Genomic DNA, 12,665 nt, shown 5'->3' on the forward strand with positions numbered 1-12,665 from the left:
ACGTGGCTGGGTAGGGTGGGCCCATCGCTGCGCGGGGCGGCTTTCCCTTCCGGCGCAACTGGAGATGACATGAACGCAGAAACATCACAGGACGCCCTTTCCGCGAGTCGCATAGAGAAACTGACACCTGCGCAGGCGAACATGCTGCGGAACGCGCGTGATGGTCGGCCGCTGTGCGCCGGGCTGCATGGCCGCAGTGCGCATGGCGGCGCGACATGGACGATACAGTCGCTGCGTAAGCGGGGGCTGCTAATCCCAGGCGGGGGCATTAGCGACGCTGGTCGCGCGGCCCTCGATGCGTTTAACGCAAAGCACAACACTGGGGAACAGCCGTGAACGAACCGGCGCGTGGGGCCCCAGCTGCATCCGCTTGTTCTTCGCGTGCCCTCAAGCCGAAGAAGGATCGTGATGCGTGGTTGCTGGTGAGGGTGCATGCGGACAGGTACGTCGATGTACTCAATAGACAGTTTGTCGAGGACTACATCGAGTTCTCTGGAGCCACATGCAGGCTGATGTGGTGGGGCGCTCCGAAGTGCGCTCTGCTGTCCGCAGACTTGGCCCGGCTGGCCCGAGAGAAGGTGCTCACGAGGCAACCGTACGGATTGCCAACGCCTAACTGGCAACCTGGATTTCCGAAGTGGGTTTACAGCTATTCCGTGTCCCATGTTGGTGAGATGAGGCTGCGGGAGATGATGCAGAACACCCCGGTTCTGGCCGCGCACGCGGAGTGCTCGTCGGCTGCGCCGGTGTGCCGGGCGGTTGCGGACCGATGAAGCCGCTATTTGTCCCGCTGTGCGGCGTTTACTACGACCAGTTCGCCGCAGGAACGAAGGGCGAGGAATTGCGCCGATACGGGCCGCGCTGGAACGAACGAACGTGCCAGCTCGGGCGGCTTGTCACGCTGAGCCGCGGCTACGGAAAACAGAACCGAATGACCGGGCGCATCTGGCGATTCAAGCGACAGCATGGCGCGACCTTTGGAAGCACTTACCGGGCGTCGATTCTTGAGCGGTACGGCACGCTGGATGTCTGGATTGCCTGCATCAGCATTACCGACCTAACGCCCAACGACGGGTTAAGCGGCCCGAGCGAGCGCAGCTCGTGAGGGTCGCGCTTGAACCCATAGTTAAACCGGAGACAAGGAAATGGCAAAACTCAAGACGATGACGGTTGCGAGGCTGCACAAGCAGCTCTGCGAGCTTATGGAGAAGGGCTGCGGCAGGATGAAGGTGTGCGTGAGTCGAGATGGTCACCATCACTGAATCCGCGAAAAAACGAAACTCCAATGTCTAAGGAGCATCCACTGCTCTTATCCCGCTCTTACTGCGGCTTTTTTGCGTTTAATGCAACTTTCTTGTCTTGGATCACACTTGCTAACCAAAAGCGTGATATTCCGCTATCGCTTTGAGATTTCTCACGATTGTTCGATTCCGGGAATGTTCAATATTCGTGCATCAGATGCAACAACACGTCTTTTGGCGCATTGATCCGTCCACCAAGTGGCACATTCACGTTAACAAAATCAATCTGTTAAATGCCTTTGTGCTCAGTGCAACACGGAAGGGCAATATTGAAAGGAATTGAATTTAGACATGAGTTGCATGGCTTTTCAGCCAAAGCCGCCTCGCGGATTGATACGGCCGCCCGGTCTATATCGCTGAGTTGGTTGAATGAAAGTAGCGGGGCATTGTTCGCCGTGCATGGTGATGGTGTACCTACACATCGAGCCCACGATGGCCCAGGCTGAACCTTCCGTTCTTGAAACGGTTAACTTTTGGAGCAGCGACCTCTTCGCTCGCACACGCGCGTTCTGCGCCGGAGTGTCCCCCATATCTTCTGATGAAGAGCTCTGCGCACGCCTTCTCGCAGTGATGTGGAACAGGATAGCGCTTGGCGAGAGGTTGGAAGATCCAACTAAAGAGCGCGTCGCCGTCTTGCTGCCTGACGTCGAGAGGTCCGTCCTTGAGCCCGCTCTGAGAGACCTTATGCGGAAAGGGTTAGTAAAGCGACTGAATCGGCACTACGAGAACAGTGCGTATATCTGGTACGAAGTGCTAGACCCCGGACGGGTTGACGCATACATCCCGAAGTCATCGAGGCGACTTCAGTGATATTCGTCCGGGTTAGCAGTGCCACGCTCTGCTCCGGGGATAACACCCTCTTCTCCGCCAGTTCCGGATGCTTCGTTACAAGTACCGGCGAACGGCCCTTGTGCGCGCGTTCGTTGCGGATGCGTCGGCCGCGCAGCACGTGGCACGCCCTCACTTAACCACTCCCCAGGAAGGAGACTGTCAATGAGAAATGTCGATACGTTGCCGTCACTGCTGGAAGAGCTCGCCCACCGTCGGGCCCGCTCCGACAAGGATTTACTCACGGCATGCGAGACAACCCTGATTGCGCTCCAGCGGCAGGTGCGCGAGCGTGGCCGCCTGCTTGCCGACATCTTCAATAGCGAGGGGGTGGAGCTTGCGCCGGACCTGTTCGCTCGGGTGGACCGGACGCTGATGTTGGGTTCCGACACGGCCCCTTTGGTGCTACGCGCCGGGGACACTTCGTCCCCCCAGGCGCCCTCCGGTACCACACAGCCCCAGGGACCGCGTATGCACAAATGGATCCCCACGACGAACCTGATGCAGCTGCGTCGCTTCGGCAAGCTGATTGAGGAGCTGGGAGAACTTGACGCAGCCATGAAGCTCCCGAGCCTGAGTGACAAGGTTTGGACGGAAGTCGCCGACGTGCTCGCCCAACTTGACGAGACCGTCGTCGGACTTCGACTTGCCTCCGGATCGGTCACGCCTACCGCTTCCGCATCACCTGCGGAACTTATCCCGCAGCTTTCATCGATTGCAGCGCGCTGCATCATCCAAGGCATTGACGAAGTGGACCCCGGTACGGGTCTCACTAATCGCGTGCGCCTCGAAAACGGGATTGCGTCGCTCTACCGCTCGCTGAACGCCTACATTGACGCTCGCATGCCAGAGCGCAGCGACGACATCGCAGCGCGGCGCCTGACCAAGCGCGCGCAGATGCAGGCCTGGGAGGCGCTGTTCGCGCAGGATGGCTCGGAGGCTGTCGTCTGAGGGAGGAGCGGGGCGCTACCCCGGAAGTAGGGTGGTGTCATCGCCACGCTAACCGAGGAACTGTCCATGACGCCGCAAGCCACCCCGACCGATTCCGTCTTCGCGCCTGACGAAACCGAGCTCTACCCGTGCGCGCTCCTCGGGGGATACTTCGGCATCACCAGTGACGGAGATATTCTCGGATGCCCGATGCTGGATGACGGCCGTGCGGACCTCAATGACATCAGCCCGCTGGATGAACAGCAGGGCGCCGACCCGGCCGACATCAAAGCGGTCAAGGCGTTCGTCGCTGGCCTGCAGGCGCGCACCCCTCCTCCGCAACCTACCGCACTCATCGACGCCGCCAAGGCCGTGCTGCAGGACATTCTCGACGCCGCTGCTTTCAACAAGGAGCAGGGCTTCCATGACATCGCCGCGGAGCGCAAGGGCCGACACGCGCAGTTGCTCGCCGCGATTGATGAACTCGAATCGGAGGAGCTCAGCGCTGCCGCGTTGCTGGTGCATGCCTACTCAGCCGGGCGTGCGAACGGGGAAAGCGTGGACTGGGAGGACGTGGACCGTGCTTGGCAAGTCGCACGCAGGGAACTGGGCGCAGCGCGCTGCGCCGACATTGCAACGCTGTACCCGTCGGACGATGGCGATGGTGCGTGAGCGTCCGGCACGGGGTGCCTTTGGGATGAACGCACTGTCGCCCCCAGGGCGCGCTCGGTCCATGCTTGATCAGGAAGCGTTGCGATGGAAACGCCCTTGATTTCCGGGCGGGTGGCGACGGTCACGCTCCTTGCAGCAGCCCTCACGGTCGGTGGACTCGTCGCCATCTATCAACCGGAGGCCCAGAAGCCACCGGTCGCATCCGCCGCGGCATCGGTCTCTCGCGGCCGACCTGCAGGCACGGATGTCGGCCCCAAGCGCAGCCATTTCGCTCCGACCTCCGAGCCTGACCCGCTCTTCCTTGATGTCCTGGTCGCGCCGTCGCCGGCCGATGGGGGCGTTGGTCCACAAAGTATCGATGACCTCCTATCTACGCTCTTGCACGTGGCTCCTTCCCAACAGCGTGCGTACTCGAACTACCTTGAGAGCTTCAGCGCGAAATGTGGGTACTCGTTGGGGCTCTCGGATCTCTTAGTCCGCTCGCATTCGCAGTCCAGGGACGCAGCGCTCAGCGCTTTTGTGGTCGGTGAGCTCACTGACGATGGATCGCTCATCGACAAAGGCTATGCCCTGATTCGATGCGACGGTAGCTACCAACTGGAGACCGTGACGGTGGGCCCGGCCCCCTGACGGCACCTGGCCCGCGTTGCCTACGCCGACCAGAAGCCAACAGGTCGCGAGTGCGGTCTTGTCCTTCGCCTCAACGGGGCGCATCCCCGCCGGATACGATGGGTCTACAGTCAATGGATGGAGCGGACATGGACTCTTCGCATACCGAATCGTGCAGGCTCGCCCGATACTGGAAGTACCGCACGCCCGTGGGCTCGGCCGTGCAAATAGAGCATCAGTTTGAACTTCGCGAGACTCCATTCCACGGATATCAACTCCTTCAGATCACCGACCGCCTCAACCCGGACGGGTCGCCCGATCGATTGGATGCGTCAGTCATCAGGAGCGGGAGTCGATCCGAATGTCATGAGCACGCCCAGGCCCTTCGCCGCGACCTTCTGTGCTCCGGGTTCGCTGACATCACCGCGCGGTATCCACGTGCGTCCAGCGCTGACGCTTGCCAATTCGTGCCCGCGGGAGATCTCCGGCGTGTTCGGAGCCCGCAGATTGCCGCGATCCAAGCATGGTCGCAGCGCGCGCTCTTCGGATAGGCCTTGCCTGCCGACGGATGCTCCGGCGTCCACCGACGCATGCCGGTTACGGCGGCACGTCGGCGCCCATGCGTAACACGGTGCGAAGGCCCGCGCGAGAGGCAGGCCGCTCTATGAGTTCGGGCCCTCGCGATTTCCTGATCGCGCTGTGAAGGTGTGCGTCGGGACTCACTCGGCGGTGTGATCCCGACCCGCGCGTAGGGCTGGCACTGCAGTGGTCTTCTGCCTGATCTCTCGGCTTGGAGTCCAACGGGGCGCCCTGCGTTCACTACGGTGAACTCACACCCACCGAACACGGACACGCGCACCGATGACGGCCTCGAACCATATTGTTGCAACCGCTGATATCCCTGGCGTCTTCAAACTGATGAAGGACGCTTTCACCGACTCGGCCAAGGTGCTTCTGGAGCTGATGCAGAACGCACGCCGGGCCGGCAGTCCAACGGTGGAGATTGAGTACGACGAAGCGGCACGGGTCATGACCGTCTACGATGACGGTGTCGGCATCGACGACTTTGGCACGCTGTTGAATCTGGCGAAGTCGGGTTGGGACGCGAAAACCGCCAGCGCTGAGCGCGCGTTCGGCGCGGGGTTCTGGTCGGCGGTGTTCGGGTGCGAACGACTCCACGTCGAATCGAAGGGACGCGGATTCGTGGCGGACACCGCTGACATCCTGGCGTTCCGCCCTGTGGAGCTCTACACGTGCGATCAGCGCCGCACGATGATCCGAATGATGGGGATGCACAAGCCGATCCCGTTGGAGCTGGGGTATCACGGCCAGAATGGCTTCGAGTCCGCCGCTATGGGATTTCCCATCCCGGTCACGCTCAACGGAGTGGCCCTGCCCCGGCCGATGGCTGAGTCCCAGGAGTTCGAGCAAACCGCGATCGGCTGCGTGCGCCTTGGCGCATCTGTTCAGGTCGAGACATTTGTCTACCTGCAGGGCTTCCGCGTTGCGACGCTCGCAGGCACTTCGAGGCGCGGTGAAACCGCCGGCGTTGTCCATCTCGACAGCACGCAGTTTCGCGCGCGCGCCCCGGACCGCGACTGCCTGATCGACGAGGCCGACGCGAAGCGCACCATCTCCGCTGCAGTAAAGGCTCAGTGGCAGGCGCACTACAAAGCACTCAAGGACAATGGGGACCATGCCACTCTGATCCGTGATGCAAGCGACGTGATCTCGCTTGGCTGCGCCCACCTGCTCAACGACATCCCCGTTCTGCCTGGCTGCGTGCTGGAGCTGCCGGACATTGCGCGCTACCACGCCGATGCTGAAGGCGGCGCATATCCCGTTCCTGACCTGAGCATGGAGGACGCGGCGCGCTCTCCACTTATCCTGTCTCGCGCGCTTCCCGCGGTGTCGAGTTACGGGGATCTGGAATGCCTGCGAGGGGGCGGGGAGGACTTTGAGGAAGAACTGATCGGGGAGTTCAACCAGACGATGTACCTCTACCTCAAGCAGGCCACAATTGTTCGCGACGACCAACTCGATCCGGGCCACTGGATCTTTCGCTCTGCGCACTGCCGCTCTGAGCTGTTGGATTACCCGCGTCTTTCCCTTGCCGACGCCACCGATCCCGTGACGGTGGATGGGCATTGCATCGACCACGTCATCGTGCCGTGCAAATCGATCACGTTCGACGGTGCGCTTGGAACCGTGTCATCGGATCGGGCGCTTGGCTTGGTCCCCTCCGATGCGTCGGGCGCCATGGTCGCAGTGGGGGAACGCGCCAATACGGTCTCCCTGTGCAAGATGCTTTCGTCGTTCACCGACGAGTTCGATCACTACATGGATGATTGGTATGACGACGATCAGGCCGCGCTGGACAATGCGCTGACGATAGCGCGAACGGGCAACGTTGCGGTCCTGCTGCAAACCGCGCTGTGGTCGCTCACAAAAGGGTCGACCGGCCCCCTGCTTGCCGGCCGCAGCTTCGAGGTGGTGTTTGGCGGCGACGGCGACGGCCGACCCACACTGCGGGTCGCCGAGCGCAAGGCGAAGAAACCGCGTCGGAACCCGGCGCCACGCGACGCCAAGGCGGCCTGACGCATACAGGGGCGGGACCAGTCCCGCCCCTCCGCGACCACTCGTAACCCGGCGCAATGTGTGCGCCCCACAGGGACGACACCATGACATCGAAAGCACTCCCACTGTTCAAGACCACCATCATCATCTGGTCCGACTCCGACCCGTGCCAGCGCGGGATAGCCGACCTCGCACGCGCTGCGGAGAGCGGCGACGCGTACTGCTCGCAAAAGGCCACGGTCGCCGTGGCTGACCCGCAGTCCGATCCTGACTGGGACGGGACTGACTTTTTCGGGCCGCGCGCGGTCCCTGACCATGTCGCGGTGGCGGGTGCGCAGTCTCCTGACACCGGCGTCGCACCGATCGCGATTCAGGACGCCCACGGCGGTTGGTGGGGGCAGCATCCCGACTACCCACTTGCGGATTGGATGCACGAGGTCACTGAGGGCGACACCCGGCGCGGCTACTGGGATTGGGTGTCTGAAAAGGTGGAGGCTGACAGAGGGTAGCGTCGGGTTCCGACGTTCTTGGGTTGGCGCGTCGCTTTCCCACCGCAATTCTTGCTTGGAGGTTGTTATGCGTATCTCTGTCACTGTCAGTCGTACCGCAGTCGCCACGAAGACATTCGAGGTGGATGCCCCCTCGGATTCGGATGCCGACGTGCAAGCGGCGCTGCAGACCGCGCTCGCGCAGGCGGGGGACATGGAGTTTTCGTCCCATGAGAGCACCTACGCCATCGAACACTGGGAGTCGGTGGAGCCCTGTGGGTCCGTCGTGTTGAACGCTGACTCGATGAAGGTCGGTGATGAGGTTGAGTTTCTAAGTTCAAGCCAGACCCGGCGTGGTCCGTGCTCGGGGCGCGTGGTCGAACGCGGAGGTTCTTTGGTGGCGATCAACACCGGGGGATACGGCGGCGAGGTTTTCGCAACGCGCAAACTGACCGTGGCCGCCAGGCGCGACCTCGGCGGTGGGCGAGCGCACTGGACACTTGCGTGAGTTGCGGGGTGGGCTGCGCTGGGTAGGGTGGAGCTCTCAAAGACGAACCACCAAGGAGCGCCAATGGCCACTGTATATCGGGCCCCCTCTGAATTTCCGCCACCGAAGCTGGACTTTTCGTCAGGGTTTAATTCCGGGTTCGCTGCATATCAAAAAGCCGAGGACGAATATATTGCCCGGCTTGCCACGGCCGCTCGTGCCCAGCGGCCCACCGTGGATCTCGTCGGCGAGGTAGTTCGGTTCCAGATCGCGGACGGCTACGCGCAGTACATGGTTTGGAGTACGCGACCGCTCCAGCTGGTGTGGCTTGAACTAGGCGATGCCTACGCAATTCCCGAGGCGCATGCGAGGGGCCTGCGGCTCTCGGATATCAAACAGCTGGTTTCCATGGAACGGGCGTTCGCCGCCCCCTCATGATCACGCGCCCCGGCGAAAAGCGGGAGGGGTCGCGGGGCTGCGGGCAGCACGTACGGCGAGACTAAGGGCACGGGAGATCACCACCGCAGGACTGCTGCGCAACGGCGCTCTCCGCCGCGCCTGCTGGCGTGGTCATGTCGTGTGTCTATATCCGCACACTTCGGGAGGGATCATGGCTACGGACTCGCATGCACACCGCAAGGCGTCACGCGTGCCGCCTGATCCCTTGGACGAGGCTGTCGCCACGTGCGCCCGCTGAGGTCGCATCGCGACGTGTAACACCCCCACTTTCAAACCCGCCACTTCTATCTCTGAATTTCGTATGCCCAATACCTACACACTCCCGTCCGCTGATGTCGTAGAGGAATGGAAGGGGAGTCAGCACCCCGGTTTCGTCGCCAACACACGGCAGCTTGCGGTCCTCGATGCTGCTCATGCCGCAATGGCGGCGGGCGTCAGGGGCCCGGCGCTGATCCCTCACCTCGTTGATCAACTCGCAGTGACCGACGCGCAGCTCGCGGTCACGGTCGCGGGCACATCCATTCCGATCTTCGAGGTGGATGTTTTCTGCGCCGTTCGCGCGATCCTGTCGCGACGGTGGCGCAACCAGGTTGCTGCCGCAACGCAGACGCTTTCGCCTACTCCGGGGCAGGACTTACCGCGCCTAAAGTTCCAGCAAGCGCCATTGCTTGCCGAGTCCGCCACGGTTCGGCATGTCGTCGGTCACATGGTGACGGTTGATGTGCGCGGCACCATCACCGTCGATTCTCGAACGCTGCTCGCCGCCAAACACCTTGGCGCAGGCGAAAGCCTCACGGATTCACTGGCGGAGTCCTTAACGGGTCTTCTGCAATGGCCCGCTGCCTCCGTGGTCAAGATGCGACCCGCGTCGCCGCCGCGAGGGGCCAATGCGCTGATGCCAGGCTGAGCCGGCCAATGCCGGCGCAAGCTTGCGTTCCCACCTCGCGCCTGTCGTGACTGAGACAATTCGACCTCATTCACAGGGGGTAAGCCATGTTCGAATCCATCATTGCAGGTCCTGACAACAGGGCGCGTCACGGCACCCAGTTCCCGGCGCAGGCGAAGGTGGTGTGCGTGCGCGGGGTGTTCACACTGCCCGGCGTGGAATCTGAAGCGTTGGAAGCTGACGAATACGTGGATGTCCCGCTGCTTGGGAAGTCTGTCGCCATCGACGCCGCGATTTCCAAAGACCGGCGCACCGTTGTCATCAAGTTCGAAGGGACGAGCGGCCGCATCTGCAAGCGGTGGACGCGCGGAGCAGATGGCGCCTATGGGCCGGTGCATGGCGAGATTGTTCCCGCCGAGGACTTCCCGGAGGTGGCGGACTGAGCGTTGCGGGGCAGGCACTGGTGCGTAGGGTGGACCCATTGCCTCATGAACTGGAGACTGGGATGGCACAGGACGCACCTATGATTAGCCTTACTGCCCTGCACAGCGCGCACATCGCGATCAACGCGGCGCTCGCTGGCGCAGATGATGCGCGCGCGAAGCTGGAGGCAGCGAAACGCTCCATCGAATCGATTCACGCGGACCGCGCGACCCGTACGCTGCACATCGAGCAGGCCCGAAAGGACTACTGCACCGACGACATCGAGATCGACGACGAGCCGATCGTGAGCGTTGGGGATGGCGGAGTGTGGGTCAATGCCTGGGTCTGGGTGCGAGATGAGGAGGTGGAAGGAGAGTGATGGGCCCCCTGCGGATCTATAGCGGGGCGCCCTGGCGCCGGTAGGGTGGATCCATGCCCGGCGACCAGCCGGCATCCATCTTCCGTATTGGAGTGTATCCATGCTGGCGACTTGCCTATCCGACCTGCGTCGTTCCGCCCATCTGCTGCCCCCCGAGATCGCCGAGTTCATTGCGGGTGAGGCGGCCATGGCGGCTGCCGAGCGCGTTGACGCCGACGACCACCTGAAGGCGCGCTTGACGATTCGCATGCTGGAAGGCGCGGCGCTGTGCGCCAAAGACGGGAGCGGTGTGACGGACTTCATTCGAGTCACCGGCGATACGGTTTTGTTCGTGCCGGCCTTCGCGGGCTTCTCCAACTTCGTCGGCGCGTTTTCGCTCCCGGCCGATGATCCGCTTGTCAGCGAAGTCACGGCAGCGCTTGCGCGCAATCTGGCCAGTCCGATGGCGAAGGCGGCACGGGCGTGGCCCCGAGTTTCCGGCACGGTGTGTCGCCTGATGCACGCGCGTCACCATGATTGCTCGAAACTCTTCGGTGCAGTCCAACAGCAAACCCTGGCGGCGTATCCGAAGCCGTGGACTGACGACCATTTTCGCAGCGCCGCAGCAGCGGCGCGCGTTGCGGCGGCCGCGTTCAGCGACCGGCACTGGGCGCGACTGACGCGCCGCGTGCAGTGGATTTGCGACGCGCGCACACCGGGTTTCGCCGGTCCGTACACCGCTGCGGTCGCAGCGTTTCTGTGCCGCGAGCTTCCTGCACTCGAAGCGATTTACTCGACTCCGCTCTGCACGGGTGCGTCGTGCTGAGGTCGCGTCCGCACAAGGCCCCGCGCCCCGTCTTGCTGGCCTGCGACCTCGACGCGCGCAGCGGTCTTTCGCGTATGAGCTTCGACGCCCACGCAGGGCGGATGTATGTGCAGTTCAGTGACGGTCGCATCCAGACAGGGGAAGTCGGGTATCCCCGATTCGTCCGTTTGGTCGGGCAGTGGGCCGCGCCCCCTGGGGAGGACAGCGAGGACGGCTATGCGGCAGTCGAGGCACAGTTGTTCGTTGGGCTGTTTACGCCGACCCCCGAGCAGTTTCAGATGCTGGGCTGCGCGCTGTATGTGCCGATTGAAGCCGGTCCCCTCCAAAAGGACGTGCGCGCGCTGAAGCGATGGCTCAAGCAGGTGAGCGCCTTCAGATCGAGTCCGGCCCTTGAGGCGTGGAGTGCCCGGGCGTTGTTTGGGTAGTCGGTTGTGGGGCGTGGACGTGTTGGTAGGGTGACCACACGCCCCATTGCCGGAGAGATACATGAGTGACGCAACGCTACCCATTTCGCCTGCTGTGCTGATCTATACAGCAGGAGGTATCAGTTACGTCGCAAATCAGGGGCCCTCATTTCTCTACGAGATTCGCGACCTTGATTCTGACGACGCTGACTACACCGATGAGGACATTGATCGCGCGGATGCGGCCGCACGTATCGCCGTAGCCGCAGGTTCGCTGCTGGCACTGCTCCGCACCAGTGAGCGGCTTCTTGCGCAAGTCGTCGCTGGACGTGCAGGGGATTTCACCACGGGTTTGGCTGACTCGGCACTTTCCCGGCACCTGGCGGACATTCGCGCGCAGCTGTCGGCCCTCAACGCCCCGCCCGTCGCCCCTGAGTCTGGACGCGGCGATAGCGGAGCATCGGTGGCCCAGTAGGGTGGACTCATCGCACTACAGGGGCGCCCCAATGCAATCCGAACTCGCCTTGTTCCCCGATTCTGATCGAGCTGAGTCCGATGTCGCAGAGGTCTCGGGCGGCCTCCCGCCGCTGGTCTGCCACTTGATCGACAACTGGCCGACCCTCGTCCGCGCGATCGAAAGCGCTGAGGCCACGGTATCCGGCCTGAATTTGGAAATCCGCGAGCTTGGCGCGCATCGCTCTGCGTATGGCTGGGACCCGCTGGGGCGCCAGAGTCTGCATGGCCTCGCTCGCAGTGCGTTTGAGGTCATCACCGAATATGCGCGCAAGACGCTTTGCGAAGGGAACGATTCCGTCCTGAGCGACTCCACGGCAGGCGAAATCATCTACGACTTTCTTGGTCGCGACGCTACGCGCGCTCCGGATTTTTCCGGCTATTGGCATGCGCTGGAAGCGCGCTATGGCAACGGCGTCGGCGCGCGGCTGGCGCGCGTGTCGGCGGCGCACAGTTTGCGAGGTGAACTGGGCCTGGCGCTCGAAAAGAATAGCTGGCGTCAGGCTCCGAAGATGGAGCGCGGCGGCGTGACCTTCGAGCTGTGTCGCAGGGCCTTGGAGCCGCGCATCCGGGCCGTCGGATATCAGGTCGGCTACGACGCGAGCCTTGTGCTCACGCGGATTGTTAAGGCGCTTGGCCAGCTTACCGACGGTCGCTTCCCGACGGACGCCCACGTCGAGGGGCTTCGGGAAGGCGCGATTGCCGGCGCGGCGGCCCCGCTTCGCGCGGATATCGGTGGGTGCCGCTGGACCTTCACGAAGAACTGCACGCGGGTCTGGATGCCACTGGAGCTGGCACTGCTGGTCCGGGAAAGCATCGAAAGCATCGTGCCTTCGGACACGCCGCTGGATTGACGCGCCCGCCTCAGGCGCGGAGCGGGGCGGCTGGCTCTGCGTAGGGTGGA

General features: G+C 62.9%; 15 protein-coding genes. All 15 read left to right on the plus strand.

Annotation, left to right across the window (positions count from 1 at the left end; translation table 11 throughout):
• The first annotated feature begins 769 nt into the window (after nucleotides 1-769).
• The gene (locus E4T66_RS17125) at nucleotides 770-1,105 is read left to right on the plus strand and encodes a hypothetical protein (RefSeq protein ID WP_136850515.1); all 336 of its coding nucleotides are present in this window, start codon (nucleotides 770-772) and stop codon (nucleotides 1,103-1,105) included.
• A gap of 1,189 nt (nucleotides 1,106-2,294) precedes the next feature.
• Complete coding sequence (locus E4T66_RS17130) at nucleotides 2,295-3,080, plus strand: hypothetical protein (RefSeq protein WP_136850518.1); 786 nt, start codon at nucleotides 2,295-2,297, stop codon at nucleotides 3,078-3,080.
• 66 nt (nucleotides 3,081-3,146) lie between these two features.
• On the plus strand, nucleotides 3,147-3,731 hold the full coding sequence (locus tag E4T66_RS17135) for a hypothetical protein (protein ID WP_136850520.1): 585 nt from the start codon (nucleotides 3,147-3,149) through the stop codon (nucleotides 3,729-3,731).
• An 84-nt stretch (nucleotides 3,732-3,815) separates the two neighbouring features.
• Nucleotides 3,816-4,361: a hypothetical protein gene (locus E4T66_RS17140; RefSeq protein ID WP_136850522.1), complete on the plus strand. Its 546-nt coding sequence runs from the start codon at nucleotides 3,816-3,818 to the stop codon at nucleotides 4,359-4,361.
• 840 nt (nucleotides 4,362-5,201) lie between these two features.
• Nucleotides 5,202-6,938, plus strand: a complete 1,737-nt coding sequence (locus tag E4T66_RS17145; protein WP_136850524.1) for an ATP-binding protein — start codon at nucleotides 5,202-5,204, stop codon at nucleotides 6,936-6,938.
• Nucleotides 6,939-7,021: 83 nt separating this feature from the next.
• On the plus strand, nucleotides 7,022-7,426 hold the full coding sequence (locus E4T66_RS17150) for a hypothetical protein (protein ID WP_136850526.1): 405 nt from the start codon (nucleotides 7,022-7,024) through the stop codon (nucleotides 7,424-7,426).
• A 67-nt stretch (nucleotides 7,427-7,493) separates the two neighbouring features.
• Nucleotides 7,494-7,913, plus strand: a complete 420-nt coding sequence (locus tag E4T66_RS17155; protein WP_136850528.1) for a hypothetical protein — start codon at nucleotides 7,494-7,496, stop codon at nucleotides 7,911-7,913.
• 63 nt (nucleotides 7,914-7,976) lie between these two features.
• Complete coding sequence (locus tag E4T66_RS17160) at nucleotides 7,977-8,330, plus strand: hypothetical protein (protein ID WP_136850530.1); 354 nt, start codon at nucleotides 7,977-7,979, stop codon at nucleotides 8,328-8,330.
• Nucleotides 8,331-8,652: 322 nt separating this feature from the next.
• Nucleotides 8,653-9,258 (plus strand): hypothetical protein, encoded by a 606-nt coding sequence (locus E4T66_RS17165; RefSeq protein WP_136850532.1) that lies wholly within the window; start codon nucleotides 8,653-8,655, stop codon nucleotides 9,256-9,258.
• 86 nt (nucleotides 9,259-9,344) lie between these two features.
• Nucleotides 9,345-9,680 (plus strand): hypothetical protein, encoded by a 336-nt coding sequence (locus tag E4T66_RS17170; RefSeq protein ID WP_136850534.1) that lies wholly within the window; start codon nucleotides 9,345-9,347, stop codon nucleotides 9,678-9,680.
• A 62-nt stretch (nucleotides 9,681-9,742) separates the two neighbouring features.
• Nucleotides 9,743-10,039, plus strand: coding sequence for a hypothetical protein (locus tag E4T66_RS17175; protein WP_136850536.1), 297 nt, complete (start codon nucleotides 9,743-9,745; stop codon nucleotides 10,037-10,039).
• A gap of 100 nt (nucleotides 10,040-10,139) precedes the next feature.
• Nucleotides 10,140-10,844: a hypothetical protein gene (locus E4T66_RS17180; RefSeq protein WP_136850538.1), complete on the plus strand. Its 705-nt coding sequence runs from the start codon at nucleotides 10,140-10,142 to the stop codon at nucleotides 10,842-10,844.
• Between the two features lie 74 nt (nucleotides 10,845-10,918).
• The gene (locus E4T66_RS17185; RefSeq protein ID WP_136850540.1) at nucleotides 10,919-11,269 is read left to right on the plus strand and encodes a hypothetical protein; all 351 of its coding nucleotides are present in this window, start codon (nucleotides 10,919-10,921) and stop codon (nucleotides 11,267-11,269) included.
• Between the two features lie 61 nt (nucleotides 11,270-11,330).
• On the plus strand, nucleotides 11,331-11,723 hold the full coding sequence (locus E4T66_RS17190; RefSeq protein ID WP_136850542.1) for a hypothetical protein: 393 nt from the start codon (nucleotides 11,331-11,333) through the stop codon (nucleotides 11,721-11,723).
• 124 nt (nucleotides 11,724-11,847) lie between these two features.
• Nucleotides 11,848-12,615, plus strand: coding sequence for a hypothetical protein (locus E4T66_RS17195; RefSeq protein ID WP_136850544.1), 768 nt, complete (start codon nucleotides 11,848-11,850; stop codon nucleotides 12,613-12,615).
• The last annotated feature ends 50 nt before the right edge of the window (nucleotides 12,616-12,665 follow it).

This window comes from Sinimarinibacterium arenosum (genome assembly GCF_005047655.1).
In the GTDB taxonomy this organism is placed as follows: domain Bacteria; phylum Pseudomonadota; class Gammaproteobacteria; order Nevskiales; family Nevskiaceae; genus Solimonas.